The organism is Actinomadura meyerae (assembly GCF_900188445.1).
In the GTDB taxonomy this organism is placed as follows: domain Bacteria; phylum Actinomycetota; class Actinomycetes; order Streptosporangiales; family Streptosporangiaceae; genus Spirillospora; species Spirillospora meyerae.
In genome coordinates this window covers 105,007-131,560 of the sequence record NZ_FZOR01000025.1, presented here as the reverse complement: position 1 = coordinate 131,560, position 26,554 = coordinate 105,007, and the positions used below count along the sequence as shown (strand labels likewise).

Here is a 26,554-nt window from a genome sequence, read left to right as displayed (position 1 = left end):
GCGTGGAAGGCCGAGGCCAGCGCACCGGCGGCGCGCAGCAGGTTGAACGACATCGCCCACAAGATCAGCCAAGCGGCATTGGCGTTGAAGTGCCCAGACGGCAGGTGGGCCAGCGGCCCGGCCTTGCCGTCGGCGATGACTTGCTCGATCACCGCGTGGTGGCGGTGGTGGCGCTCGGCCTGCAGGGTCTCAAACGGGCTGTCGGTGAAGAACGGGTGGTGGCGCCAGGCGGGGAACAGTTCTCCCTGCTCACCTATGGTGGCGGGTTTGGCCAGGTCACGGACGCGCCGCACGATCAGCCGGGCGGTGACCTGCTCGGCCTTGGGCCGTCCGGTGAAGGCGGTGTAGGCGCTGATTTCGGCGACCTGGGCGTCGTAGATCAGTTCGCCGGTGTCGGGATCGGGCACGCCGGTGGGGTAGTGGATCTGCCGCCACGCATTCTCGTCGATGGCGGCGATGGCCCGCTTGATGGACGGGTTGGCCCCGGTGGTGATCGAGAAGCAGGTGCCGGTGCGGCGGCAGGCGGCCACCACATCGGCGTTGTAGAACTGCGAATCGGCGCGCAGCACCCGCAGCCCGGTGGCGCCGACCTGCGGTGCGGTGGCCAAGGCCTCGGCGACGAACCGCTGCGCGCCGCGGGCATCGGCGGCCTTGCCCCGGCGCAGCCGCACCCCGGCGATGACCGGGCGGGCGATCGGGGTGCAGATCGTGGCCAGCAGCGGATGCAGGGTCCGGACCCCTTTGAACCGCCCGATCTGCGCGCCCTGCTTGGCGCGGCCGAACACCCGCTTGTGGGTGGAGTCGATGTCGATGAAGGCGACCTGGTCGGCGCCGGGCAGCAGCGGCGCCCGCCGGGCCAGTTCGGCCAGCAGCCGGCGGTGCACCGCGTGCAGTTGCAGGGCGTGGCCGTGGGTGAACGACCGCAGGAACGTGCCCAGCGTCGAGGGCGCCCGGACCCCGTCGAACGCGGTCGGCATCGCCCCGTGCCGCAACCGGTCGGTGTCATCGATGCTGTCGGCTCCGGCGCACATCGCCGCCACCAGCGACATCACCTTCGCGGCCGGGGCGGCGCCGGCGCTGTTGCGCGCACCCTCGATGCGCAGCACCTCGGCCGCCAGCTCGGGCAACCCCGCCCGCTCGGCCAGCCGCACCACCGGCACCAGCCCGGCATCGGCGATCAAGTTCGGCTCGTCGAACGCGGCAGCCACCGCCGAACAGGCATGAGAGGATTGCACTTACGGGATGCCTCGTTGCTTCTGCGCTGCTGGACCCTAGACAAGCCCATCATCGCAGGCCACGGGGCATCCCTTTTGTCGTTTCCGCAACCTGGACGATCATTCATTGGTGGATCGAGGCTAAGCCGTCTGAACACCACCGTCCGGGCGATCGTCACCGTGCGGCTTCACACCAACTGAGGTTGGAAAAGCCGCAAGATAACCGAAGACTAATGATCTGAAGACCGCCGAGTGCCGCAAGGCCAAGCGAAGCCTCAGCAACGGCGGTGAATGCGTCGAGCCTGGCTTACGTCCCCCCACTCGTCCGCACACGCCCTCACCCTTCTCGAGCAGCGCCGAATCAGCGAAAAATCACCGGGAAATCTCACTGATGGACTCGTTGCCACCACTGCCGCCGGGCGCCGGAGTCCGATAATATGCAGGTGGCGAAACCCTACGCACCGCTGGATGACGAGGATGAGAGCCGGTCGGTGTTGGAGAACGTGCGCGAAGCTTGAAGCTTTGACGAGCGTCCCGGTGCTCCCGCACGCCGACCCGCAACCACGAAGACCGGTACACGGAGTCCCTGCTTCACTCCCGCCGACAAGCTCGTCACTACGACGGAACAAGGCTTCAGCCGCTGACGTTCTCAAACCTGAAGAATAACGAGGAACGAATCGTAGGGAGTGATTCATGTTCCTGACGGCGGCAATTCCACCCGAACAGTCGGGAGGCGGTTGGACCCAGATTATCTGGGGGTTCGCCGTACTGGCTATCTGCGTCCCGGTCGTCATCAACTACCGCGGTTGGGCAGACCGCATCGCCGCGCGCCGCTGGAACAGGGCACTGCACAAAACCTACCGACAGTCTGTGTTGTATCAGCGCATTTTCACCGCTGTTTTCGCCGTGATAGGCCTCTGCGTCTTCGTCCTCGGCGTCATCGAGGTGGCCCACGGATAGCCCTGCCCCTCAGAGGCGCGACGGTACAGACACAAAACGTCCGCCTGGTCGCCGCGCGAGCCTCCCATGGACCTCAGTGAGGTTTTCCCGGTGACTTCAGGTGATCCAGCGCTGCCAGGAAGAGTGAGGACGTGTGCGGCGCGGACGAGATCGCCGATTCGGCTGGTGACAACTGGCGGACATGGCCGGCGTTGTGGCGGTACGAGACAGCAAGGACCCGGACGGGCCCGTCCTCCTGCTGACCCGGGCAGCCTTGCGCGCGGCCCTTCACCCTCACACTCACTGACCCCCGCGTTGAGGTCATCGGTCTGAGTTCGATGTCCAGGCCGCCATCACGCTGAGCAGGAGTTTCGGGCGTGGCGTTTAGACTTCGGGCGGAGGTGGGTGATGACGATCCCGGGGGCCGGTGGGCTGGGGATGGCCGACGCGCTGGTCCGGCTGTCGCATCTGGTGCAGCACGTGTTCGCCGACGTCGCGCGGGATCACGGCCTCACCTCGCAGCAGTTGCAACTCGTGTGCATGCTGCTCCGCGAGCCGCTCGGGATGACGGATCTGAGCCGGTTGATGCATCTGGAGAGGTCCAGCATGACCGGCCTGGTGGATCGGGTGCAGAAGCGCGGGCTGGCCACTCGGGTCGCCGATCCGGCCGACCGGCGGGCCTGGCGCGTCGCGTTGACCGAGGACGGAGCCGCGCTCGCCGACCGGGCCCATGACGATGTCGTCGCGCGGCTGGACTCGATGGTGGGACGGCTTGAGCGCGACGACCGCGAGCGGCTGGCGTCGACCGTCGCGCTCATCCTGGCCGAGAACGGCTTCGCCCGGCCGATCGCCGTGACGTGAGACCGTAGCTCGGGTCAGGAACGTCCGCCCTCCTTCACGTCGCGGGCCCGGTAGGTGGCCTCTATGGTGTCGCCTTCGTGGAGTCCCCAGCTGATGACGCGCTCGGGGGTCAGGCGGATGTGCGCCGCCGGGCCGGGGACGGCCTCGGCGCGGCCCCGGATCTCGACGCCGCGGGGCCGCCACGGCGGCAGCACGTCGTCGATGACCAGGGCCGCGCGGCCGGTGGCCGACACGTCCCGGAACTTCTTGGAGCTGACGAGATTGCGGCCGCCGATCTCGATGAAGGTCGCGGTCGGGTCGAGCGACCAGCCCAACGGGACCACGTGGGGGACGCCGTCCGCCCCGACCGTGGCCAGCCGCCCGAGCCGGTGCGGGCCGCCGCCGCGCAGGTAGGCGAGTTCCGCCGTAGTGAACACGCTCATGGTGACTTGGTGGTCTGCGGCTGCTGCGGACGGACGGGGGCCGGGGCCTCGGCGGCGGTGCGCCGCCGGACGGCGAAGAGTGCGGCCACGACGCCGATTGCCCCGGCGGCCGCCGCGAGCCAGAACAGGGTGGTGTAGGTGGAGTCGGGCGTCGTGCCGCGCGCCGCGTGTGCCGAGGCGATCACGGCGGCGGCCAGTGCGGTGCCGACCGCGCTGCCCACGGTGCGGGCGATGTTGTTCAGGCCGTTGGCGGTGCCCGTGCGCTCCAGCGGGACGATGTCGGCGATCAGCTTGGGTAGCACACCGATGACCAGGCCGGTTCCGACTCCGACGACCGCATAGAACACCACATGCTGCCACTTCTCGTCGTGCTCGACGGCGAACAGCACCGACGCGGCCGTGATGAGCGTGAAGCCGCCCGCCATCGGCCAGCGGGGGCCGAGTGCCGTGGCGAGCCGTCCGACCGCCATCCCCGCGGGGATCACGGCCAGCGCGCCCGCCAGCATCAGCAGGCCGGCCTCGGTGACCGAGGCGCCGAACCCGACGCCGGTTCCGGCGGGCCGCTGCTGCGCGTACAGCGGCAGCGCCAGGTAGAAGAAGTAGGAGCCGCCGCCGAACAGGAACGCCGCCAGATGCGTCATCAGCATCGGCCGGTCGGCCAGCTCGGCGACGTCGATGAGCGCGTCGCGCCTGGTCCGCTCCACCGCGATGAGCGCGCCGAACAGCAGGACGCCGAGGGCCAGGAGGCCCAGCACCCGTCCGGACGACCAGCCCCATGACGGGCCCTTCGCCAGCGCGAGCAGGATCGCCACCAGGCTTCCGCCGAGTAGGACGGTGCCCGGCATATCGATCCCTCCCGGGGCCTTGCGCCGGTCAGCGGGCACCCACAGCGCCGCCAGCACCAGGCTGACCAGGGTGAGAGCGGTGCCGAGGACGAACAGCCAGCGCCAGGACAGATGGTCGGCCAGCAACCCGCCGACGATCAGCCCGGCGCCCGCCCCGGCGCCGACGATGCCGGACACCAGCCCCATCGCGAAGGGCAGCCGCCGGGCGGGCAGCGCCTCCCGCAGGATCGCCATCGACAGGGGCACCACCGCCAGCGCAGCCCCCTGCAAGACGCGGGCGACGATGAGCTGGCCGATGTTCTGCGAGGCGACCGCACCCACCATGCCGACCGTGTAGACCACCAGCACCGCCAGAAGCACCCGGCGTTTGCCGTGCTGGTCGCCGAGCCGTCCCAGCACCGGTGTCATCACCGCACTGGACAGCAGGAACGCGGTCAGGATCCAAGACGCTGCGGCGGGTGTGGTGTGCAGGCCCGTCTCCAGCACCTTCAGCGCCGGGACCACCACCGTCTGCATCAGCGCATAGACGAAGACCGCGATGACGAGGACGGCCAGGGTCTTGGTTCCGCTCGTCGCGGCAGGGCCGGTTTCGTCAGCGCGCGCGCCGGTCACTCGGTGCCGCCAGGGGTGACGTGCTCGTTCACGGATCCTCCAGTCATTCGTAGTACAGAATGTATGTAGTACGAAGCACTTTAGTTCTCGGTGCGAACGAACGTCAACGGATCTTGTGGTCATGCGGCCGGGCCCGCGCTTTGATGGAGGGGCCGTCCGACGGTGGACGCCGTGGACGGGCGTCCTGGAGGTGTCGCGGTGGGACTGAGGCTGGTGGTGCTCCTGGCGGTTTTCCTCGCCTCAGTGGCTAGCGCCGTTGGCGGCGAGGCGCTCTTCTGGTCGGTCTGGTTCGTCGTATGGGCGTGCGCTCAGGTGGGCGTGGGCGTGCTCGCCGAGGTCTGCATCCGACGGCGCGCGCTGTCGCAGGGGTGGGACGAGGCAGACCGTCCGGTCATGATGCGTCCGGTCGAGTGGTCGCTCGCTCTTGTCGCCATGTCGGCGGTGTGGGGCTCGGGCCACGCCTCATTGGCCTCCGGCGCCGCGCTGTGGGTCCTCATCCTTCCCATGTCATGGCGTGAAAGACGCAGGGGCAGAGCACGGGCGCGGGCACGGGACGGCGGCGGCGCGGGCGAGTAGCGCCTGCCGCCGGGGGCGTGTGAGGCGGGCGGGCGGCGGTCAGCGGGTGGTGGTCAGGCCGCCGGTCACGGCGAGGATCTCGCCTACCGTGTAGCTGGAGTCGGCGTCGGACGCCAGGTACACGTACGCCGGCGCCATCTCCTCCGGCTGCGCGACGCGTCCCATCGGCCCCTCGCTGCCGAGGTTCGCGAGCCCGTCCTGCGGCATGTTCTGGTCGGCGATGTTGAGGACGGTCCAGGTCGGGCCGGGGGCCACCACGTTCGCGCGGATGCCGTCCTTGGCCAGGTGGAACGCGATCGACTTGGTGAAGTTGACCAGGGCGGCCTTGCCGGCCGCGTAGTCGATCATCGTGTCGCTGCCCTTGAGAGCCTCCTCCGAGGCGGTCGCGATGATGGAGTCGCCCGCCTTAAGATGCGGACGCGCGGCCTGCACGAGGTGGAAGTACGAGTACACGTTCACCTTGAAGGAGCGGTCCCAGTCCTCGAAGGAGAGCTGCGACAGGTCCAGCTGGCTGTTCAGGTGGGCCGCGTTCTGTACCAGGATGTTCAGGCCGCCCAGTTCCCGCACCGTCCGCTCGACGGCGCCGTAGCAGAACGACGCATCGGCCAGGTCGCCGGACAGCGGCAGGCACCTGCGCCCTTCGGCCTCCACGGCGCGACGCGTCTCGTCCGCGTCCTGCTGCTCCTCCGGCAGGTACGTGATGGCGACGTCGGCGCCCTCGCGGGCGTAGAGCACCGCCACCGCGCGTCCGATGCCCGAGTCGCCGCCCGTGATCAGCGCGATCTTGCCGCGCAGCTTGTCCGCGGCGCGGTAGCGCTCCGCCTGGTAGCGGGGCTTCGGCTCGACGTCCTGCTCGCTGCCGGGCGGCTGCTGCCGCTGCTTGGGATATGGAGGCACCGGTTCCGAGAGAACCTGCGGCTTCGTGCGGTCGTCTCCGTTGCCCTGCACGTTCTACGACCCCCTTGGGCGTCCGCGGTGGGCGGGGCAGGCCACCCCTGTCACTGCGTGTGGCGGCTACCCCTGAAGCCGCCCGTCAAACGCCGTCAGACTCCAGCAGCGACCGGACGAGGGCGCGGTAGTCGTCCTTCATCGGCAGTTCGCGTTCGACCTTGACGCGGCGACGGGTCGCGGTCACGTCGACGCCGCGGATCGGGTCGTGGCCGACCTTCTCGTAGGTCTCCCACCAGAGCCCGATACCGCGTCGCTGCCAGGACGGGATCTCGTTGAAATTGATACCGCGCGCGTAGAGGAGTTCATTCTTCGCCGAGACGGACGTGCGTTCCAGTTCGCGGGTGGCCTGCCGGCCGGAGCGGCCCTCCTTGCGGAGCGTCCAGTAGCACAAGCCTTCCAGGGCGCAACGGGCGGCGTCGGTCTGGCGCCAGGAGAAGTAGTCGACGACGTCGTCCACGGTCGTGCCCATCCAGATGCGGCTGTCGAACGCGGCGGGCTCACCGGCGGCGTGGGTGAACGCGGCGGTCGTGATGCTCGCCGACAGGGAGACGAGCTTCTCCACCTCGCGGCCGAACAGGTCGAAGGACGGGTCGAGGACGACGGAGATCTCGTCGCTCTCGGTGTAGGCGTAGCGGGCGCCGAGGTCGGTGAGGAGTGTCTGCGCGGTCTCGGTCATCAGCTCCGAGAAACGCGGGTCGAAGGGTTTGTCGAAGTGCGTCTCGGTGAAGCGGGAGAAGGAGCGGCCGTCCACGCGGATGACCGTCCACGCGCCGGGCAGCAGGGTGAGGGAGTGGAACCATTCGCGGGCGCGCATCTGCGCCTCAAGGTCCTTCATCGGTCATCTCCCTGACGTCGAATGCGCCGTCGGCGGCGGGGGTCACCGTGAACAGCGCGTCGAAGCCGTCCGATGGGCGCGGACGGCGAAGACGTTTGAGCGTGGCATAGACGCCGACGTCCGGCACCCGGATTTCGGCCGGACGGGCGGAGTTGCGCAGCATCGAGAGCGTGACGTCCGGCGGGAACCAATAGCCGATGATGTGCGCGCCGTGACGGCGGCCGACGGTGATGAGCGGCCGCCATTCGTCCGGGGACGGGTTCGTGTTGTCGACCGCCACGTCTCGGTCCTGTTCGAGGACCTCGGATATGAGCCGCAGCTGGCGTGCCTCCTTGCGCCGTGCCCCCCTCGGGAAGAGGTCCTTGCTGACGTGGACGTGCCCGGCCAGATGCCGCCGGTAGAAGGTTGTCTTCCCGGACGCCTGGAGGCCGATCAGGATGGCCAGCTCGGGCATCAGCCTGGGACGAGGGCGCGTACCACGTCGGCGGCGGGGGCGTCGGTCGTGTGGTGGAAGGACTCGCCCGCCCACAGGTTGACGCCCTCGGGGTCTCCCTGCGCGGCCGATGCCTTGCGCAGCGGTGAGGTCACGTAGTGGACGTCGGGGTAAGCGGCCGGTGCATGCGGCGAGTGTTCGGTGAGGAAGCGGTTGACCAGGCCCCGGGCGAGCCGTCCGCTGAAGGCTCGGGTCAACGCGGTGGACGTGAAGCGCGGGTCGGTCAGGGCGGCCTTGTGGACGGCGCTGGCGCCGCTCTCCGGGCAGCGGACGAACGCCGTCCCCAACTGGGCGGCGACGGCGCCCACGGAAAGGACCTCGGCGACGTCCGCGGACGAGGCGAGGCCACCGGCCGCGATGAGCGGCTGCGAGGTCATCGCGTGGACCGAGTGCAGCAGGACGCGCAGCGGCAGCGGTTCGTCCGACGTGTTCGTGAACGACCCGCGGTGACCGCCCGCTTCGGAACCCTGGAGGCAGAGCGCGTCGGCGGCGGACGCCTGGCGCGCCTCGTCCACGGACGTCACGGTGACGATGACGGTCACGCCCTTCGCCTGGAACGCCCGGACGACGGCCTGCGACGGGCAGCCGAACGTGAAGCTGACGAACGGCGGCGGGTCGGACAGCAGGTCGGCGACCTTGGCCTCGTAGGCGTCGTCGCGAGGGCCCGGAGTGCCGGGAGACACGCCGAGGCGTTCGGCTTCTGGCGCGAGGCGGTCGCGGTAGGCGGCGACCTCGGCGGGGTCGATCTCGTCCAGGGACGGCATGAAGACGTTCATCCCGAACGGGCGCGAGGTCAGCTTCCGGGTCGCCTCGATGTCCGCGCGCATGGCCTCCGGAGTCTTGTAGCCGGCGGCGAGGAAGCCGAGGCCGCCCGCCTCCGACACGGCGGCGGCCAGCTCGGGCGTCGACGGGCCGCCCGCCATCGGCGCCTGGATGATCGGGACGTCCGTCCACATGGGCCTACCTCGTTTCCGGTCGGGACGGCGCGGTGCGCGGCCACCGCCGGCGCGGCCCCCGGGGTCCGGCGGCGGCTCCGCCGCGACTCGTCCTCATGATCAGCACGATAATCCGGTGGGAAGGTCCGGCGCCGACGCGGGGTTCCCCCAACGACGGAAGACGAAAGGGGACGGCATGCGGGTGCTGCTGCACTACGACATGGACCACGCCGAGCCCGGGCTCGACATCGCGAGCTGCTCCGAGCAGGACGAGGCGCGGTTCGCGGAGCTGCTGCCGGACGCCGAGGTCATCTGGCATGTGCTGCGGCCGCTCACGGCCGCCGACATGGACCGCGCGCCGAAGCTGCGGCTGATCCAGAAGCTCGGCACCGGGGTCAACACGATCGACCTCGACGCGGCGAAGGAGCGCGGGATCGCCGTCGCGAACATGCCGGGCCGGAACGCCCAGGCCGTCGCGGAGACGTCGCTGCTGCTGATGCTGGCGGCGCTGCGCCGGGTCGTCGCGTTCGACGCGCGGACGAAGCGCGGTGAGGGCTGGCCCGCCGACCGCGGGCTGACCGGCGGGGAACTGGCCGGGCGGACGGTCGGCCTGCTCGGCGGCGGCGAGATCGCGTCCCTGCTGCGCGGCATGCTGGAGGCGATCGGTGCGCGCGTCCTCTACACATCGCGCCGGCCGCGCCGCGACGACCCGGCCTGGCGGGAGCTGGACGACCTGCTCCGCGCCAGCGACATCGTGTCGGTGCACGTGCCGCTGACCGACGAGACCCACCACCTGCTCGACGCCGGGCGGCTCGCGCTGCTGCCTGAGGGCGCCATCGTCGTCAACACGGCGCGCGGTGCGGTCATCGACGAGGCGGCGCTGGTGGACGCGCTGGCGGCGGGCCGGCTCGGCGGCGCCGGCCTCGACGTCTTCGAGAAGGAGCCGGCGGACGCGTCCAACCCGCTCCTCGCCCTGGACAACGTCGTCGTCATGCCGCACGTCGCCTGGCTGACCCGCGAGACCTGGGACAGGTACTTCGCCGTCGCGGTGGAGAACTGCCGCCGCCTCGCCCGAGGGGACGCACTCCTCCACCGCGTCGTCTAACCGCGACCGGCCGCGAGCTTCGTCTCCATCCACTCGACACCGAAGCGCACCACGTCGGGTGCTTCGAACAGGTGGCTGATGGCCGCGCCGACCTCGCCCCGGCGGTCGTACCCGGCGGCGAGCATGTCGCGGGCGATGACCTCGAAGGCGTCCACCCCCTCGGGCACGACCGGGTCGTAGTCGAAGGCGCCGTTCCCGGAGTCGATGTCGTGGAAGCGCCGCCAGACGCGCTCGCCGTCCACGAGGATGGGCTGCTCGTAGTCGACGAACCGCTTGCCGGGCGCGTCGGCGAGCGCCTCGGCGTGGTGCAGGAGAGTGAGGGTTTCCAGGGGCGCGCCCAGCATGAGCACGCGGCCGCCCATCTCGGTGAGGCGGGCCAGGGGGCTGCCTGGGCCGTGCGGGTCGTCCCATGGGTGGTCGTCCATCAGGGCGTGGGCGTCCGGGCCCAGGGCTGCGAAACTCACGTCGGGGTGGCGGCTGCGCACCGCGCCCGGATGGCGGCGCAGTGCCTCGGGCAGCCGGCCGTTGTCGTGGTCGGCCTCGCTGAGCACCGGGTCGAAGGCGGGATGCCCGGCGCGGACGGCGGCCTGCCAGTCCGCGGGCCAGTCGGTGAAGTCGTAGGGCGGGGCGTCGTTCCAGCCGCAGGTGACCATCAGCGTGCCCGTGGCGCCGACCGCGTCCCGCAGCGCGCCGATGACCGTCTGCGTGCCGCCGGCGACATACCCCAGCGCCGACATGCGGGTATGGAACATCACGATGTCGCCCTCGGCGAGGCCGAGCGCGGTCAGGTCGCGGGCCAGGGCGTCGCGGGTGACCGGGCCGCCGGAGCGCTTGAGCAGGTCCAACTCGTCCATGAGCGCAACGTACGCACCGGCCCCGGCCCGGTCGACCCTTTTTCGGACGTCCGGTACGGCGTCCCGGCTACGGGATCAGAACCGGCTTCACGACCTTCCCGGACGTCGTGTCGGCCTCCGCCTGGTTGATCTGGTCCAGCGGGTAGGTCGTGATGAGGCGGTCGAACGGGAACCGGCCCTGCCGCCACAGCTCGATCATCGTCGGGATGAACGTTTGCGGGACGGCGTCGCCCTCGATGATGCCCTTGACCGTCCGGCCCATGAGCAGGAGGTTCGCGTCCAGCCGGTACTCGGCGGCGCCGACGCCGACCAGGCCGCACACGCCGGTGGTGCACAGCGACGCGACCGCCGTCGACACCACCTCGGGGACGGCGGTGGTGTCGAACGAGTACCGCACGCCCTCGCCGCCGGAGATCGCCCGGATCTGCCCGGCGATGTCGTCGTCCGCGCCGTTCAGCACGTGCGTGGCGCCCAGCTCGCGGGCCAGGTCGAGCCGCGACTCGTGCAGGTCGACCGCGACGATCGTGGTCGCGCCCGCGACCCGCGCGGCCAGCACGGCGGACAGCCCCACCGCGCCCGCACCGAAGATCGCGATGCTGTCGCCGGCGCGGACGCCGAGGGAGAGCAGCACCGAGCCGGCGCCGGTCTGCACGCCGCAGCCGAGCGGCCCGAGCTGTTCGAGCGGCACGTCGGCGGTTACCGGCACGACGTTGCGGACGGTCCCGAGCGCGTGGGTCGCGAACGACGACTGCCCGAACCAGCGGGTGTGGACGGCCTCGCCGTCGCCGGTCGTGGCGCGCGGCACGCCGTCCAGCGGCATCGCGAGCATGTTGAGCGCCGTCATCTGCGGGCACGCGCCGGGGCGCGCGGTGCGGCAGGTGTCGCACGTCCCGCACGAGTCGAACGACATGACCACGTGGTCGCCGGGGGTGAGGCCGGTGACGCCGGCCCCGACCGCCTCCACCACGCCCGACCCCTCGTGGCCGAGCACGACGGGCTTGGCGACCAGGTCGCCCGGTACCCGCCCGAGCATGTCGGTGTGGCACATCCCGGCACCGGCGATCTTGACGAGCACCTCACCGGGCCCGGGGTCGGCGAGGTCGAGCGACTCGATCGCGTACGGGGCGTCTGCGGCGCGCAGCACCGCGGCTTGGATCTGCACCAGGGCTTCCTTCGGGGGAGGGAGGGCGGAGGGGAGGCGCTCCGGTCGGGCGGAGGAACGCGCTCCAGAGGGAGGCGCGCTTCAGGCGGTGGAGGCGGTTCAGGCGGTGGAGGCGGTTCAGGCAGTTGGAGGCGGTTCAGGCGATGGAGTAGCGGACGGGGAGGCGCTTCAGCCCGCCGACGAAGGTGGTGGCGATGCCCACCGGCTCTCCGGCCGGCTCGATCGAGCGGAGGCGCGGAAGCAGTTCCTCGTAGAACGCGCGGATCTCCATGCGGGCGAGCGCGGCGCCGAGGCAGTAGTGGACGCCGAAACCGAACGCGAGGTGCTTGTTCGGGTCGCGGCCGACGTCGAACGTGAACGGTTCGTCGAAGACGTCCTCGTCGCGGTTCGCGGACGGGTAGGAGAGCAGGACGGCGTCGCCCTCCCGGATGGTCGTGCCGCGCAGTTCGTAGTCCTGCGTGGCGGTGCGCATGAACTCCTTGACCGGGGTGACCCAGCGGATCATCTCGTCCACCGCGAACGGCATCAGCTCCGGCTTCTCCTGGAGCCGCTTGAGCTGGTCGGGGTGCTCCATGAGGGCGTGCAGGCCGCCGGAGATCGTCGCGCTGGTGGTGTCGTGCCCGGCCGTCGCGATGATGACGTAGTACGAGGCGGTGTCGAAGTCGTTGAGCGGCTCGCCGTCGACCCGCGCGTTGGCGATGGCGGACGCGAGGTCGTCGGTCGGGTCCTTGCGGCGCGCGACCGTCAGCTCCTGGAAGTACGCGAAGAAGTCGAGCAGGACCTGGAGCTTCTCCTCGTTGGTCGTGCCGCGCTGGAACTCCGCGTCGTCCCCGCCGAACAGCTCCTGCGTCAGCTTCAGCATGCGGCCGAAGTCGCTCTCGGGGAGCCCGAGGAGCGACAGGATCACGTACAGCGGGAAATGGACGGCGACCTCCTGGGCGAAGTCGCATTCGCCGCCCAGCTCCACCATCCGGTCGACGTACCGTTTCGCGAGCTCCTTGATGCGCGGCTCCAGCGCCCGCATGGCGCGCGGCCGGAACCAGTCCGCGCCGATCGCCCGGATGACCCGGTGGTCGGGGTCGTCCATGTGGATGAGCGTGCGCAGCGCGATGCCCTGCTCGGCCCGCTCCCGGTTCAGCCGGTCGAACTCGGCGGTGCCGAGCAGGGGGCGCGGCGCGTTGAGGAAGATCTGGTGGTTGCGCTCGATCTCCAGGACGTCCTCGTGCTTGGTGATCGCCCAGAACGGCTCGTACTCGGGGGCGTCCACCCGGTGCACCGGCGACTCGCGGCGCAGCAGCGCGAGGGACGCGTGCAGCCGGCGGTCGTCGGCGTAGGCGTGCGGGTCGGCGAGGTCGAGGCCCGCCTCGGCCACGGTAAGCGTCATCGCTCTGCTCCTCGATCGGGGCTGCCGCCACCCAGGAACCTACGGGGCCGAATCGCGTTCGGTCAACGATTCCCGTAGGCGCCGGGCCGCCCCCGCCCCGGCCTCCCGCTCAGCCGCCGGTGAACGCGCCGTCCGCCAGCTCGCCGAAGCGGTCGAGCTCCTCCGCGGGCGCGTCGATCGCGCGCAGCGGGCCGGCGTCGGCGAGGTGCGTCCGGGCGTAGAGCCGGGCGACGAGCGCCTTGCGGTCCGTGCCGGAGTCGGCGCGCTCCCAGCCCGCCTGCTCCAGCAGCAAGGCTGCCGCATAGACGTCCGCCATGTACTGGGCGAGCGGGAAGAGCCGCGCCTCGGCGACGGTCCTGTCCAGGCCGCGCCACCTGTCTATGGCCTCGCGGAGATGACCGATGCGGTCGCCGACCAGCCCGGCCGTGGCGTCGTCGCCCGGCGGCGCCTGCCGGACGGCCTCGGTGAGCCTCTCCAGGAACGGCTCGTGCGCGTCCTGCCGTTCGATGGCGCGGCGGACGTCCAGGCACAGGACGTTGTCACCGCCCTCCCAGATGGGGTTGACCTGAGCGTCGCGCAGGATGCGCGCCACCGGCCACTGCTCGATGTAGCCGTTCCCGCCGTGGATCTCGATGGCGTCGCTGGCGGCCGTCACACCGAGCCTGGCCGCCCTCAGCTTGATGAGCGCCGCCCCGATGCGCAGCCTCGGGCGTCCCAGATAGCCGTCGAACACGAGGGCCTGCGCGGCCTCGGTCTCCACGATCAGCTCGGCGAGCTTGCGCCGCATGAGCGGCTGGTCGGCCAGCGGGGCACCGAACGCCTCGCGCGCCCGCGCGTAGCAGAGCGACTCGACCAGGGCCCGCCGCGCGCAGCCGACGCCCATCATCGAGATGCCCAGGCGCGCCCCGTTCGTCAGCTCCATCATGCGGGCGAGTCCCTTGCCGTCGCCGCCCTGCCCGGCGCTGGACGACGGGGCCAGCAGGAACGCCTCCGCGTCCGTGAACTCGATCTCCGCCGAGGCCACCGAGCGCGTGCCGAGCTTGTCCTTGAGGCGGCGGATGCGGACGCCGTTGCGCGTCCCGTCCCGCCGCTCCCTGAGGACGAGGAACGGCGCGATCCCCCGGACCCCGTCGGCGGCGCCCTCCGACTTCGCCAGCACCACGAACGCGGACCCGTTGGCGTTGGACGCGAACCACTTGAACCCGTTGAGCCGCCAGGCGTCCCCGTCCTTGGACGCCGTCGACTCCAGCGCGCCCAGATCCGACCCGCCTGACCGCTCCGTCAGCATCTGTGCCGCCTCGCCGGACATCTCCCCGGCGGCGAACAGGTCCCGCACCCGCTCCCGGACGTCCTCGGGCGCGAACATCTCGGTCAGCCGGACGACCATGTCGCCGCCGGTCCCGAGCGCGCAGGCCATGCCGATGTCGGCCTGGTCCAGCAGGTAGCTCCAGGCCACGCCCAGCGGCGCCGGGTCGACCCCGTTGGCCTTCGCCTCCGCGACGAAGTCGGGCCGCGTGAACGACGTCGCGACGAGGTCCCGCCGGGCCGCCTCGAACGACGGCGGCATGACGACCTCGCTGACGTCGCGTCCCCACCGGTCGTACTTCTCCAGCCGCGGCGGGTTGCGGTCGGTCTCCTCGGCGCGATCGGCGATCGGCCCGCCCATCAGCGCGCCCATCTCCTTCAGCCGCGGCTCGGCCCAGCCGAACCCGTCCCCGAGGTGGCGCCGCATGAGGAACCGCAGAGTGGGGTCGCAGTCGTACCAGTTGCGGCCCACGGCCCCCTGGTAGCGCTCGGTCGCGTACCGGCGCGCCTTCTCCGCGCCGCCGAACGGCAGCCGGTCGAACGGCTCGATCAGATAGGACGTCATGAACCCGACATTACGCTTCTCCGTCACATGATGGAACCCTGTAACAGCATCGGCCGGGCGCCGGTGTATCGCGAGCGTATGGAAAACCGCATACGGCACCGCAACAGCCGTCCGCCTTCAGTGGAGGCATGCACCAGAGCGCATTCCACTCCTCGACCGCCCGAGGCCCCGCCCACGACCTGCCCCTTCGGCGGTGAGCCGTGGCGCACTCATCCTCGGCGCTGAAGGTGCGCGTCCTGGCGGTCGCCACCCGGCTCCTGGCGGTGCTGCTGGTGCCGATCGCCTTCTGCCGCGCACCGGGCCGCGCCCGTTTCCTGGCCTGCCAGTGGGCGTTGAGCCTGCGCTTCCCGGCCGAGGACCTCCGCGGGCTGGCGCCGGAAACGCTGGCGGCGTTCACGCACGCGCGGGCCGAGGCGTTCTGGCGGGACGGGCAGCTGATCGGCCTCACCTCGGGGTACCGGGACGCGGCGGAGCAGCACCGGCTCTTCTGGACGGAGGTGCGGCGCACCGGCTCGGTGCCGGCGGCGCGGCGCCGGGTGCTGCCGCCGGACGAGTCCAGCCATGTGCGGGGCCTCGCGATCGACGTTCGTCCGACGGAGGGCGCGCAGTGGCTCGAACGGCACGGCGGGCGGTACGGGCTCTACCGCATCTACCGGAATGAGTGGTGGCACTTCGAGTACCGCGTCGTCGAGCCGATCCAACTGCCGCATCCCGATGCCGCCGAACGGCGTCCGCCGATGTACGCGAATCCGGCCGAATTTCTGCGGAGGCGCCCGTGAATAGGGTCGCGATTCCCGTTGAGAGCGAGGCTGCCCCCCCGCGAACGGTGGGACGAACTGCTCCGTCTCGCTCAGCGCGCCCACCGCGCCCAGCGCGCGCGCAGGATCCGCATCGTGGGCGTCATGGGGCATCTTCCGCTGGCCGACCGGGCCGACCCCGCAGCCAACGCGCCGGCGGTCTCCCCCGTGCGCCGGGCCCGGCTGACGTCGGGTTTTGCATATGCCGGCGATATGGGACGCCGCTTAACCTGCAGGTATGGACAGGCGCCCAGGGCTCAGCGCCCGGCTGAAACTCACCCTCAGCTACGCCGGCTTCCTCATGCTCGCCGGGGCCCTCCTGCTGGCCGTGGTCTGGGTGTTCCTCCTGCGGTACGTGCCCGATGGGGCCATCCAACTCGGGGGAGGGAACGACCGGCCCGGGGGGCCGGGACCGAGGTTCGTCCCCGGCCGAGAAGACCTCCAGCGCGCCTTCGTCCCCCGCGCGGCGACGGCGATGGCCTTCCTGCTGGTGTTCGGCCTGGTCGGAGGATGGCTCCTCGCCGGCCGGATGCTCGCACCGCTCACCCGGATCGCGGACGCGGCACGGCTGGCGTCCAGCGGATCGCTGTCCCACCGGATCCGCCTGGAAGGCCCCGCCGACGAGTTCCGCGAACTCGCCGACGTCTTCGACACCATGCTCGAAACGCTCGAATCCCATGTCGCCGAGCAGCGGAGGTTCGCCGCGAACGCCTCCCACGAACTGCGCACCCCGCTGGCGATCTCGCAGACGCTCCTCGACGTCGCCCGCAACGACCCCGCGCGGGGCCGGGACCAGCTCATCGAACGCCTCCACACCGTCAACACGCGGGCGATCGACCTCACGCAGGCCCTTCTCCTGCTCAGCCGCGCCGACCGCAGGAACTTCGCCCGCGAGGTGGTCAACCTGTCCCTCGTCGCCGAGGAGGCCGCCGAAACACTGCTCCCCTTCGCCGAACGGCGCCAGATCACGCTCGCCGTCACCGGCGAGAAGGCGCAGACCCTCGGCTCCGCCGAACTCCTCCTGCAACTGGTGACGAACCTCGTCCAGAACGCCATCGTCCACAACCTGCCCACCGGCGGCACCGTGACCGTCCACACCGAAGCGCGGCACGGCGCGAGCGTCCTGCAGGTCGAGAACACCGGACGGCCGGTGCCGCCGGAGCTGATCCCGACCCTCACCGAACCGTTCCAGCGCGGCACGCAGCGCCAGCGCACCGACGAGCACGCGGGCGTCGGCCTCGGGCTGGCCATCGTGCGCAGCATCGTCCGGGCGCACGACGGCGCCCTCGACCTCACCCCCCGTCCCGGCGGCGGCCTCATCGCCACGATCCGCCTCCCCCTGCACACCGCCTGGACCGTCCCCGAACGGAACCCGCTGGCCGGGTAGGGTCGAGCCCGCCATGGACCACCCGGACATCCGCCCGCTCACCGCGCGCTCGGTCGTGCTGAGCACGCTGCTCGGCGTCCACCCGCCCCGGCTCCCGGCCCGCCACCTCGTCCGCGTCGGCGACCTGTTCGGCATCGCCGAGGGGACGGTCCGCGTCGCGCTCTCCCGCATGGTGGCCTCCGACGACCTCGTCCAGTCCGCCGGCGGGTACGCGCTCACCGACCGCCTCCTCGCCCGCCAGGCCCGCCAGGACGAGGCCCGCCGCCCGCCGACGCGCCCCTGGGACGGCACCTGGGAGATCGCCGTGATCACCGCCGAGCGCCGCCCCGCCGCCGACCGCACCGCCCTGCGCCAGGCCATGTCCGCGCTCCGCCTCGCCGAACTCCGCGAGGGCACCTGGCTGCGCCCCGCGAACCTGACCCGCACCCGCCCGGACCCGGTCGTCCGCCAGTGCACCTTCCTGACGGGCCGCCCCGAAGAGGACCCCGCCTCACTGGCCGCCACCCTCTGGGACCTGGACGCCTGGACGTCCAAGGCCGAGACCCTCCGCACGGCCCTGACCGAGGCGACCGACATCGCCGACCGCTTCACCCTGGCCGCCGCCGTCCTCCGCCACCTCCTGAGCGACCCGCTCCTCCCCGCGCCCCTACTCCCACCCGCCTGGCCGGGCCCAGCCCTCCGCACCCTCTACGAGTCGTTCGAGAAGGACTTCGAGCAACTCCTCACAACCCAAGTACTGACCTGACCGCCCCCTACCGGGACGCGCCGCCGACCTTTACCCTGACAATCCGTCGGACGGGAGGTTCGATGGACCGGCCAGAACAAGCAGCGGCAGGGTCATCTGGTATCCGTGGTCGCCCGTGGGAGCCCGGTGCCTGGCCGCTCGACCCGGAAGCGGTCGCGGCACTGCGCGGGCGGACCGCAGTATCGACTCTCTACGCGCTCGATCTCGACTTCCGGGGCGCGGATCTCACCGGCGCGGACTTCATCGAGGCCTGGTTGAGCGGGTCGGACTTCTCCGGCTGCGGCCTCGGCCGTTGCGTGTTCTGGAGAGCGCACTGCGAGAGGGCGAACTTCCGTGGTGCCGATCTGGCGCGCGCTGATTTCGTCAAGGCGTTCCTCAGCGGGGCGGACTTCGCCGGGGCTCGGATGCACGGGGTCCGGCTCGGGCGGGCGGAGTGCATACGCACGTCCTTTGCCGGAGCCGATCTGCGTCGGGCGGACATCGGGGATGCCACGTTCATCGACTGCGACATGAGGAATGCCGATCTCCGCGAGTCCAACGTGGTGCTCACCGGCCTCGGCGGCACGGATTTCACGAACACCCTGGTGAGGGGCATGACCGGCAGCGTGGTCGGCTCCATCGTGCTCACCGATCACGGAGTCGCCGACGAGCTTGAGGGCATCCGGCTGGAGCGCTGGTTCAGGCGCAACGGCGCGGACGTGTCGGTACTGCATTAGCGGAGTGCGCGTGCGGGCTGGGGAGACAAGGAGCGATGGCGGGGCTCTGAGGGTTGTTGTATGGGCCGGGGACGGGCTCACGCCTGATGACAGCGAGCGCTTGACTCTCGCCGCGCTGCGTCCGGCCAGGCTCGATGCGGCCGCGCTGGATGTGCTCGCCGTCGTTCTCGCCGGGCAGCGGCGTCTGGAGGACGTGCTCGGGGCGAGCGCCCTCATCACTCCCGTCTCCAGTCAGCTCGGGGCATTGACCGTGGCGCTCGGCGACGCGCGGGGCCCGCTGCGGGTCCGGTTCGGTCGGATGGTGGCCGAGTGGACGGTGTACGCGGGGTGGCTGAACGCAGCACTCCGGCGTGACGAACAGGCCATCGGGCTGTTCGCCCGGGGTGAGGACCTCGCCGACGAGTTCGATGACGGCACCATCGGGGCGATCGCCACCTCGTTCCGCGGGTATGTCGCGCGGCGGCAGGGCCGGCCGCGGGCGGTGGTGCGGGCCGCGATGGCGGCGCTGGCGGTTCCGGGCGGCCATCACGTCCAGGCGACCTTCGACCGGCTGCAGGCCGCGCAGGGCTACGCCGCTCTCGGGGAGACCGAGCGGGCACGGCGGCTGCTCGACGAGGCCGCCGACCGTTCCATGGACGCGGTCGAGCCACCGCCGCCGGTCTACTGGTATTCGCAGTCCTTCTTCGCGCTCAACATCGGTGTCGCGCAACTCGGCATCGGCGAGTACACGGCCGCGGCGGCGCTGCTGGCCGACGGCTTGGACGGCATTCCGGAAGAGCAGGCCGAAGCCGAGTGGCTCGGCGAGTACCGGGAGGCGCTCGCTGCGGCGCGGGCTGTCTCTTGACCCGGGGACAGGTTAGAAGGTGATGACCTGGCGGACGGCTTCGGCGGTGTGGAGGCGGTCGAAGCCGGTGTTGATGTCGTCCAGGGGGAGGCTTCCGGTGAGCAGCGCGTCAACGGGGAGGTTGCCGTTGCGGTACATCGCGATGAAGCGGGGCACGTCGCGGCGGGGGACGCAGGAGCCCAGGTAGCTGCCCCGCAGCGTCTTCTCCTCGGCGACGAGGCTGAGGGCGGGCAGGGTCAGGGGCGCGCCGGGGGCGGGGAGGCCGACGGTCACCGTGGTACCGCCGGAGCGGGTGGCGGCGTACGCCTGCTCCAGGACGGGCACCACGCCCGTCGTGTCGATGACCTTCTCCGCGCCGCCGGACGTCAGGTCGCGGATCGCGTCCGTGGCGTCCGGACCGCCCGGGACGGGGTGCGCGCCGAGCGAGGCGGCCAGGTCGAGCTTGTCCTGGACGAGGTCGACCGCGTAGACCGTCGCGGCGCCGGCGGCCTTGGCGGCGAGGACGGCGGACAGGCCGACGCCGCCGAGGCCGAAGACGGCGACGGTGTCGCCCGGAGCGACGGCCGCGCTGTAGAGGGCGGCGCCGGCGCCGGTGAGGACGGCGCAGCCGAAGAGGGCGGCGATGTCGAACGGCAGGTCCGGGTCGATCTTCACGGCGGAGCGGGACGACACGACGGTGTACTCGGAGAACGCGGAGACGCCGAGGTGGTGGTTGGGGCGGGTGCCGTCGGCGGCGACGAAGCGCTTGCCGCCGCCGAGGAGGGTGCCCGCGCCGTTGGCCTGCGCGCCGGGGCCGCAGAGGGCGGGCCGTCCGCCGACACAGCGTTCGCAGTGGCCGCACGCCGGGACGAACGCCAGGACGATGTGGTCGCCGGGCGCGAACTCGGTCCCGGGCCCGGTCTCGACGACCTCGCCGGCGGCCTCGTGGCCGAGGGCCATGGGGAGCGGGCGGGGGCGGGAGCCGTTGATGACCGAGAGGTCGGAATGGCAGAGGCCCGCGGCGCCGATCCGCACCAGCAGCTCGCCGGGGCCCGGCGGGTCGAGGCGCAGGCCGGCGATCTCCAGCGGGCGGGACTCGGCGTAGGGGGCGGGGCGTCCGGACTCGACGAGGACGGCGGCGCGGGTCTCGGTCATGGGATCAGCTTCTCCATCTCGGTGCGGACGGGGCCGGTGATCTCGACCGGGCGGCGGGTGTCCCGGTCGACGAAGACGTGCACGAAGTGTCCCTCGGCGATGGGGGCCCCGTCGGACGCGCGGACCATGCCGACCTCCCAGCGGACGCTGGAGCGGCCCAGCTTGCCGATGCGCAGCCCGACCCTGATCGTGTCCGGGAACGCGACCTCGGCCTTGTACTCGCAGTGCGACTCGACGCAGAGGCCGATGGACGGGGACGTCGCCGGGTCGAAACCGGCCGTCCGGATCATCCACTCGTTGATGACGGTGTCCATGAGCGAGTAGTGGACGACGTTGTTGACGTGCCCGTAGACGTCGTTGTCCTTCCACCGCGTGGGGACGTTCTCCCAGTACTGGTACTCGCCGGTCATGGAGGGCAGCCTATGTTCGGCCCGAAGGCGGCATGGCATCGGGCCGGGGAACGGTGACCGTGCCCAGCGGCGGGTGGGCGGTGCGGTGCGTCCGCCCAACGGGGAAGCGGCGTTCACCAGGCCGCGAGGAAAGGTTCTGAGCACGATCCCGGCCAGGTGAACGCCGCCCCCTTGAGCGGCACCGCGTCCGGTGCCGCCGTTCTAGGACGCGCGGGCCGCGTCGAAGCGCGTCGTCACGTCCGTCCAGTCGACGAGGGTCCAGAGCTTCTCGACGTAGTCGGGGCGGACGTTGCGGTATTGCAGGTAGTACGCGTGCTCCCAGGCGTCGAAGACCAGCAGCGGGGTGGTGTTCATGCCGACGTTGCCGTGGTGGTCGTAGACCTGCTCCACCACGAGGCGGCGGCCGAGCGGCTCCCACGCCAGGACGCCCCAACCGGACCCCTGCACGGTGGACGTCGCCGTGGTGAGCTGCTTCTGGAACGCCTCGAACGTCCCGAAGTGCTCGTCGATCGCGGCCGCCAGCTCGCCTTCGGGTCGGTCGCCGCCGTCGGGCGACAGGTTGTTCCAGAAGACCGAGTTCTGAACGGTCCAAGATCGCGACCTGCGGCAATGCGACCCGTTCCTGCTCTGACCTGGCGCTACTGCCCTCGATGGTTCTCGTCGTCTCGCGCGTGATCGCGAACCCATGTGCCCCCGATGTGCCCTCGCGCCATCGGGGGCACTGGTCGCGGCAACGGCTCCGGAGGGCGCTGGCCCCCTGCAGGTGGTAGGGCCTCTGACCTGCCGGTGCACACTTCCCACACACAGTGGGGCAGGTAGCCGTTCCGCGCATGTTCCGGATCTTGGTCTGCGGCGTCTGTCTGTGGATTGATGTGCCGGGCACTGATCAAGGCACGGACGGCACAGACTCTACGAAGCTCCGAGCAGCACAGCACCGTTGGCGGGATCGATGATCGCGACCACCGCCTGTGTGGAGAAGAAGTCGATGGCAGCGCATGCTATGCCTGGGCTGATGTTGGTCGTCACATGGGCATGCTCCTCCCAGGGCTCGTATCCCCAAGCAATGTTGAACACGGTCAATCTCTGGCCGTCGCTCAAGACGATCTCGGTGGCCAGTCCGGCCCGCTCCTGGAGCAGCCGGAGGACCGCTTCGTCCTGTGGAGGCGGCTGGTCGGTAGTCACAGTGCCAGATTGCCATGGCCGGTGATCAAGTACTGATCGGAGAGACCGTACTAGCGGCTCCTCCCTCGCATCGCTGCACCGACCCGGAGCGCCCATTCGCGCGAACGGCGAGGTGGTGTGACAGACGTTGGCGCGCGAATGGGTGTTCCGGCCCCAGGAGGGGTCTGGGGAACCACGGGGTTCCCCAGTAGCGCACGCTGAACCACTCGCCCCGTGCATACCGTGACGAGCAACGGTGCTTGACGACAGCAAGGCATGGTGGTCGTCGACAAACGGGGTTTGACGCTACGGCGCGGGCTCGTCCTTGGTGGCGGCGCGCCCCCCGTGACCGCCGGCGAGTGGCGGACGGGGCGGCGGTGGCAGGATGCGCGGCCCGGCGCGGCCGTCCGGTGACCGGCGCCCACGCCGCACGCTCCGGGCGGCCTGGCGCGGGGCCGCGCAGCGGCCTGAGCGCCGCCGCCCCTTGATCTCAAACAGCCTAATTCGGCAATGATCAAGGGTTGTGTCCCGCGCGGACGGACGTGGGCCGGTCAGGGATGGCCGAGTAGGTGGGCTTGTCCTACGGGGTGCCAGTCCCAGAGTCGTTCGGCTCCGCGTTGCACGACCAGGGTGACGGTGTCGATGGTGACTTGGCGTGCTGGAAGCTCTCGGCCAAGTGCGGTGATGATCGGCTCGGCTGGCTGGTCCGTCTCGCTGTAGGCGATCGTCATGTGCGGGGCCCACGTGGCTCGGCCTTCGGGCGTTCCTTCGCTGCCGGTCACTTTGAGGGTGGCTGCCTGGACGGCTTCGCGGATCTGGGTCAAGGGTCCCACGGGATGGACGGCGACGGCGATGGCTTCGGGGTGGTACAGGATCCGGCCTAGCGTCGCCTCGACGGGCGGGGTCTTGCTGAGGAGACCTCTTGCCATCGCGAGCATGTCTTGTTGCTGGTCGTCGGTGATCTCGTCGGAGGGGCCGGCGACGTGGGTGGTCACGTGTAGCCACGCAGCGGGGGTCAAGTGCAGGCCGGAGAAGGGGGCGAGCCGCTCTTGAGCCGTCTGCGCGAGTTCCTGCGCTTCGGGATGGCCGCTCATGAGGATGTGCCAATAGACCGTGCCTTGGCCTGGTCCGGGTTCCTCGCGGTTCCGCCAGCGGTCAGTCATCTGCGCAGGCAGCGGACTCATGGGCTCTCCATATCTGCGTCGTCGGTCAGGGCGGCGGCGTTGAAGTCACGGATTTGCTGTCTGAGCTGCGCAGCGAGCGGGCTGTGCTGGAAGCGTGCTCGACCAAGTTGGCGGTCCAGGTCGCCGAGGTAGCGGGTGACGGTCGCAAGCCGCATTCCGGGGTCCAGTGTTAGAAGCTTGGTCAGTTCCTCGGCGGTGCCGTCCAGGTCGCCCTTCAGCAGGTGGGCGACTCCGGTGCCGACACGTATCTGAGCCCAGTTCGCGGGAGCGACCGGGGCGCCCGCTGCCCATGCGCTGTCCGCCATCTCGGCTGCTTGTAGCGCGCCGTCCAGATCACCGGTTCGGGTGGCCACCGACAGGGAGAACAGGGCTTGGCGCTCGGTCGGGAAGGACCACACCGAGAGATCAGAGGGGGTGTCGTGGCCGGCCTCGGCGGATCGCTCGGCACGGTTCACCGCCTCGCGTGCCCTGGTCTTGTCTCCAAGGAGAGCGGCGGCGTTCGCCTCGTACCAGGCGAGTTGTGTCTTCATCGGGTTGGGCGCACTGGCCTCGAAGCCTTGCCGGGCAAGGTCGGCTGCCTCGATGAATCGGTTCTGCCAGCGTGCCGTCTTGGCCTGGGCGTACCAGGCGAGGGACTCGTTGGCTCCTGCCTCCTGGGCCAGGATGAGCGCGGCTGCGGCGTACTCCTCGGCGGCGTGGTCGAGATTGACGTCTCCGAAGATCACGGCGGCGTGGGCTAGAAGGTCGGCATCGATCCTGAGTAGTTCTCGCACGTGGCGGGGCCGGTGACGTCCACGTTCCAAGAGTTCCTGCGTACGGCGATGCAGTTGGACCACTTCGCGGAGCAGTCTTCTCGCCGGAACCTGGGTGTGGGATGCCGCAAGGGACCCTGTTGATCTTGCGAGCCGTGCAATGGCCTCTTCGTTGGTGCCGCTCGTGGTTACCCACTGCGTGAGGCGAGCGAGTTCGGCCGTATGCGCCAACTCGGCCGTCTCGAAGTGGTCGGGATCTGCCTCTGCGGGCGAGGAGGGCGCGAGTTCCGTGCGCGAACGGCTGCGCTCCTTCTGCTTCGCGGGTGGGACGAAGCCGAGTTCCTCAGCCGTCCGGCCGGTCAACTCTTGGAGTGCTTTCCGGTAGGGAGGATGCGGCCAGCGCACTTCTCCCCGTTCCCAACGGCGAAGCCGCTCCTCGTCGCAGACCAACCCCTTCGCGATCGCCGTGGATGTGCGGTTGACGGCCTCGGCCATATCCGCGCGAGTCGAGTACCTCGCCTCACGCCAAGCGGTGAGTTGCACGTTGGGGATCGCGTCGGGCATCCGGCCTTGCCTCACAGAGGGCGAAAGGGGCGGGTTGGGGGCGGGAAAGGGGCTGGTTAGCGGTGCTGACAGAACGTGATGACTGGTTGCCTCTATGACAAGCAACACCGTACGGCATCCGACCACAGTTGATCATGCGGCTTCAGGAGGCATGACTGGTGATCCCTCGTCCCGGAGAGAACGAGCCGACTCGTGAGACCCCCTGCGGTTCGTGCATGGGGCGTGGCTGGTCCTGGGTGTCGTCCCGGCTTGACCTGCTGGTCGCGCGAGGTGGCTTCGGACGCGGGCCGGAACGACGGCGGGAGAGCTGCACCGAGTGCGGCGGGGTGAGCCGCGCCGAGGTGGCGTAAGTCGGCGAGTCAGGCGGCATGCTGCGGGCGGTCGTCATCCGGTTCGGCTCTCGCGCGGGCCGCGAGCCAGGGTGATGGCAAGACCCCATGTCGCCGTATCCGAAACACAGGGAGAGGAGGCGTTGTCATGGCGGGTGACACGGAAAAGGCCAGTGTGGTCATAGAGCCGATGAGATCGGGCGCTGGCGATGACGGTCGGCCCGTTGGTCGGCTCAATCACGCGGTTGGCGCGCGTCGGTTGCACTTGGCGGCCTTGGACGCGGTGATCGTGCGGGGCGGGGGGCCGTTGTCGTGTGGGTTGGCGAGCCAAGCGGGCAGGCCGCCGCTGTTGTTGGTGGTGAGCGGCGCGGACCGCGCACGGTCGGTGCCCGTGGGGTGTGAGCGACTCGGCGGGGTGTGGTGGTTTGTTCGCGCTGACTCCGGTGAGCGGGTGGCGCCGGTCGACGACGTCGAGTCGGCTCCGGCGGTGCTGGCGGGCATGCTGGCGGGCCCGGTCGCCGGCGGGGAGGGCGGCCTTCGATGACCGCAATGGCTCTGATGGACAAGTCGGCGCATCTGCGCGTGCAGACGCTGACGAAAGCCGGTCCCGAGAGCGTGTATCTGAGCCGTGCTCTGGTGCGCGAAGCCCTGGAGGGATGGGGGCTCGCGGCCTACGCGAGCGACGCCTGCCAGATCATGGGTGAGCTGGCGGCCAACGCGGCAACGCTCTGCAAGGGCACCACGATCCGCGCTTGGGTGAGCCGGATCGACGCTGGCATAGAGCTGTGCGTGTGGGACGGGCACCCTGGACGCCCCGCGCTGCAAACGCCGGTCGACGGCGCCGAGTGCGGGCGCGGCCTGATCATCGTTCAGGCGTTCGCGTCCGGCGGCTGGGGATGGTGCAGCCTGGGCGAAGGGAAGTTCGTCTGGGCGCGCATCGCCGTCGATTACGCGTTCATGCTCTCCGCCGCGCGGATGGTCGGCTGTCCGGTGGTGGGAGGTCTCCCGCACGTTGACAGGCCCACCCGCCCGACCGCCACCCCGTAGACGGCCCCCGCCCCGCGGAGCGCTTCCCGCCGGTTCCCCCGGCCTGGTGGGGTTCCCCAATCGCCCGCGGGGCGGGCGGCAACCAACTTAACCCGGCGTCAAAGTCACTCCACGGCCCCAGGCACCACAAGTCTCACGGCCGTTCAGGAGAATCCAAGGCCCGAATAGCCGCACGGCCTTCGTGTGGAGACCTCGTCCAGTGGATTGCTCGGGCCTGCGTCATCAAGGGTTGAGCTGAGCCCCCGGCGTACCGCAGTTGATCACTGCGAGTCTCGCCGGGGGTTCAGTCGTTCCTTGGGCTTCCCGGATCGGGGTGACCTCTGGACCGGTTGGGGCGGGCGGTGCGTGAGGGTGGGGCGTGGGGCCCTGGTGGGCGCTGCTGAGGTGGTTGGGCGAGGAAGTGCCTGCTCGGGAACCAGTGATGTC

28 protein-coding genes are annotated in these 26,554 nt (G+C 70.6%); 11 read left to right on the top strand and 17 right to left on the bottom strand.

Annotated features, from left to right (window positions below; translation table 11 throughout):
- Positions 1-1,208: IS1380 family transposase (locus CHF16_RS24420; protein WP_089328460.1), on the bottom strand; the 1,208-nt coding region annotated here is incomplete at its 3' end.
- A gap of 699 nt (positions 1,209-1,907) precedes the next feature.
- Between CHF16_RS24420 and CHF16_RS24415 the strand changes: the two genes are divergently transcribed.
- The 3 genes from CHF16_RS24415 (at position 1,908) to CHF16_RS24405 (ending at position 3,014) form a co-directional block, all read left to right on the top strand.
- Positions 1,908-2,174 (top strand): hypothetical protein, encoded by a 267-nt coding sequence (locus CHF16_RS24415; protein WP_089328447.1) that lies wholly within the window; start codon positions 1,908-1,910, stop codon positions 2,172-2,174.
- 181 nt (positions 2,175-2,355) lie between these two features.
- Positions 2,356-2,460, top strand: coding sequence for a DUF397 domain-containing protein (locus CHF16_RS24410; RefSeq protein WP_089328446.1), 105 nt, complete (start codon positions 2,356-2,358; stop codon positions 2,458-2,460).
- Positions 2,461-2,561: 101 nt separating this feature from the next.
- Positions 2,562-3,014, top strand: a complete 453-nt coding sequence (locus CHF16_RS24405; protein ID WP_089328445.1) for a MarR family winged helix-turn-helix transcriptional regulator — start codon at positions 2,562-2,564, stop codon at positions 3,012-3,014.
- 14 nt (positions 3,015-3,028) lie between these two features.
- On the opposite strand, the gene CHF16_RS24400 is transcribed toward CHF16_RS24405, so the two are convergent.
- The gene (locus CHF16_RS24400; protein WP_089328444.1) at positions 3,029-3,436 is read right to left on the bottom strand and encodes a PPOX class F420-dependent oxidoreductase; all 408 of its coding nucleotides are present in this window, start codon (positions 3,434-3,436) and stop codon (positions 3,029-3,031) included.
- Entirely contained in the window at positions 3,433-4,893 is a 1,461-nt protein-coding gene (locus tag CHF16_RS24395; RefSeq protein WP_218826810.1) for an MFS transporter, read from the bottom strand. The genes CHF16_RS24400 and CHF16_RS24395 overlap by 4 nt, the downstream gene beginning before the upstream one ends.
- A 243-nt stretch (positions 4,894-5,136) precedes the next feature.
- Between CHF16_RS24395 and CHF16_RS24390 the strand changes: the two genes are divergently transcribed.
- Entirely contained in the window at positions 5,137-5,469 is a 333-nt protein-coding gene (locus CHF16_RS24390; RefSeq protein WP_179271678.1) for a hypothetical protein, read from the top strand.
- Between the two features lie 39 nt (positions 5,470-5,508).
- Here the strand turns inward: CHF16_RS24390 and CHF16_RS24385 are convergent, their stop codons facing one another.
- From CHF16_RS24385 to CHF16_RS24370, 4 genes are all read right to left on the bottom strand, one after another.
- Positions 5,509-6,417, bottom strand: a complete 909-nt coding sequence (locus CHF16_RS24385) for an SDR family oxidoreductase (protein WP_089328441.1) — start codon at positions 6,415-6,417, stop codon at positions 5,509-5,511.
- Between the two features lie 85 nt (positions 6,418-6,502).
- Positions 6,503-7,255 (bottom strand): tRNA(His) guanylyltransferase Thg1 family protein, encoded by a 753-nt coding sequence (locus CHF16_RS24380; protein ID WP_089328440.1) that lies wholly within the window; start codon positions 7,253-7,255, stop codon positions 6,503-6,505.
- Positions 7,242-7,709 (bottom strand): ATP-binding protein, encoded by a 468-nt coding sequence (locus CHF16_RS24375; RefSeq protein WP_089328439.1) that lies wholly within the window; start codon positions 7,707-7,709, stop codon positions 7,242-7,244. The genes CHF16_RS24380 and CHF16_RS24375 overlap by 14 nt, the downstream gene beginning before the upstream one ends.
- Positions 7,709-8,704: a nitronate monooxygenase gene (locus tag CHF16_RS24370; RefSeq protein ID WP_089328438.1), complete on the bottom strand. Its 996-nt coding sequence runs from the start codon at positions 8,702-8,704 to the stop codon at positions 7,709-7,711. The genes CHF16_RS24375 and CHF16_RS24370 overlap by 1 nt, the downstream gene beginning before the upstream one ends.
- Positions 8,705-8,879: 175 nt before the next feature.
- Between CHF16_RS24370 and CHF16_RS24365 the strand changes: the two genes are divergently transcribed.
- Positions 8,880-9,788, top strand: coding sequence for an NAD(P)-dependent oxidoreductase (locus tag CHF16_RS24365; protein ID WP_089328437.1), 909 nt, complete (start codon positions 8,880-8,882; stop codon positions 9,786-9,788).
- On the opposite strand, the gene aac(3) is transcribed toward CHF16_RS24365, so the two are convergent.
- The 4 genes from aac(3) to CHF16_RS24345 all read right to left on the bottom strand — a co-directional run bounded on the left by aac(3) (position 9,785) and on the right by CHF16_RS24345 (position 15,058).
- Positions 9,785-10,642: an aminoglycoside 3-N-acetyltransferase gene (gene aac(3) / locus CHF16_RS24360; protein WP_089328436.1), complete on the bottom strand. Its 858-nt coding sequence runs from the start codon at positions 10,640-10,642 to the stop codon at positions 9,785-9,787. The genes CHF16_RS24365 and aac(3) overlap by 4 nt on opposite strands.
- Positions 10,643-10,709: 67 nt before the next feature.
- A complete protein-coding gene (locus CHF16_RS24355; RefSeq protein ID WP_089328435.1) occupies positions 10,710-11,804 on the bottom strand; it encodes an NAD(P)-dependent alcohol dehydrogenase in 1,095 nt (364 codons plus the stop codon).
- 136 nt (positions 11,805-11,940) lie between these two features.
- Positions 11,941-13,188 (bottom strand): cytochrome P450, encoded by a 1,248-nt coding sequence (locus CHF16_RS24350; RefSeq protein WP_089328434.1) that lies wholly within the window; start codon positions 13,186-13,188, stop codon positions 11,941-11,943.
- Between the two features lie 109 nt (positions 13,189-13,297).
- Entirely contained in the window at positions 13,298-15,058 is a 1,761-nt protein-coding gene (locus CHF16_RS24345) for an acyl-CoA dehydrogenase family protein (protein WP_089328433.1), read from the bottom strand.
- A 200-nt stretch (positions 15,059-15,258) separates the two neighbouring features.
- On the opposite strand from CHF16_RS24345, the gene CHF16_RS24340 reads away from it, so the two are divergent.
- From CHF16_RS24340 to CHF16_RS24320, 5 genes are all read left to right on the top strand, one after another.
- A complete protein-coding gene (locus CHF16_RS24340; RefSeq protein ID WP_245869140.1) occupies positions 15,259-15,837 on the top strand; it encodes a M15 family metallopeptidase in 579 nt (192 codons plus the stop codon).
- Between the two features lie 256 nt (positions 15,838-16,093).
- On the top strand, positions 16,094-17,242 hold the full coding sequence (locus CHF16_RS24335) for a sensor histidine kinase (RefSeq protein ID WP_089328432.1): 1,149 nt from the start codon (positions 16,094-16,096) through the stop codon (positions 17,240-17,242).
- A 13-nt stretch (positions 17,243-17,255) separates the two neighbouring features.
- Entirely contained in the window at positions 17,256-17,987 is a 732-nt protein-coding gene (locus CHF16_RS24330; RefSeq protein ID WP_089328431.1) for a PaaX family transcriptional regulator C-terminal domain-containing protein, read from the top strand.
- Positions 17,988-18,049: 62 nt separating this feature from the next.
- Positions 18,050-18,703 (top strand): pentapeptide repeat-containing protein, encoded by a 654-nt coding sequence (locus tag CHF16_RS24325; RefSeq protein WP_089328430.1) that lies wholly within the window; start codon positions 18,050-18,052, stop codon positions 18,701-18,703.
- Positions 18,704-18,803: 100 nt separating this feature from the next.
- Positions 18,804-19,547, top strand: a complete 744-nt coding sequence (locus CHF16_RS24320; protein WP_143228103.1) for a hypothetical protein — start codon at positions 18,804-18,806, stop codon at positions 19,545-19,547.
- Between the two features lie 12 nt (positions 19,548-19,559).
- Here the strand turns inward: CHF16_RS24320 and CHF16_RS24315 are convergent, their stop codons facing one another.
- From CHF16_RS24315 to CHF16_RS39630, 6 genes are all read right to left on the bottom strand, one after another.
- Positions 19,560-20,681: a zinc-dependent alcohol dehydrogenase family protein gene (locus tag CHF16_RS24315; RefSeq protein WP_089328428.1), complete on the bottom strand. Its 1,122-nt coding sequence runs from the start codon at positions 20,679-20,681 to the stop codon at positions 19,560-19,562.
- Positions 20,678-21,091 (bottom strand): acyl-CoA thioesterase, encoded by a 414-nt coding sequence (locus CHF16_RS24310; protein ID WP_089328427.1) that lies wholly within the window; start codon positions 21,089-21,091, stop codon positions 20,678-20,680. Before CHF16_RS24310 ends, CHF16_RS24315 begins: the two co-directional genes overlap by 4 nt.
- A gap of 201 nt (positions 21,092-21,292) precedes the next feature.
- Complete coding sequence (locus CHF16_RS24305; RefSeq protein WP_245869137.1) at positions 21,293-21,778, bottom strand: superoxide dismutase; 486 nt, start codon at positions 21,776-21,778, stop codon at positions 21,293-21,295.
- A 222-nt stretch (positions 21,779-22,000) separates the two neighbouring features.
- On the bottom strand, positions 22,001-22,273 hold the full coding sequence (locus tag CHF16_RS24300) for a hypothetical protein (RefSeq protein WP_089328426.1): 273 nt from the start codon (positions 22,271-22,273) through the stop codon (positions 22,001-22,003).
- Between the two features lie 530 nt (positions 22,274-22,803).
- Positions 22,804-23,436 (bottom strand): 2'-5' RNA ligase family protein, encoded by a 633-nt coding sequence (locus tag CHF16_RS24295; protein ID WP_089328425.1) that lies wholly within the window; start codon positions 23,434-23,436, stop codon positions 22,804-22,806.
- Positions 23,433-24,752, bottom strand: a complete 1,320-nt coding sequence (locus CHF16_RS39630; RefSeq protein ID WP_143228102.1) for an NsdA family TPR-like regulatory protein — start codon at positions 24,750-24,752, stop codon at positions 23,433-23,435. The genes CHF16_RS24295 and CHF16_RS39630 overlap by 4 nt, the downstream gene beginning before the upstream one ends.
- A gap of 878 nt (positions 24,753-25,630) precedes the next feature.
- Here CHF16_RS39630 and CHF16_RS24280 point away from each other — a divergent pair.
- Positions 25,631-26,128: an ATP-binding protein gene (locus CHF16_RS24280; protein WP_089328422.1), complete on the top strand. Its 498-nt coding sequence runs from the start codon at positions 25,631-25,633 to the stop codon at positions 26,126-26,128.
- Positions 26,129-26,554 lie beyond the last annotated feature (426 nt).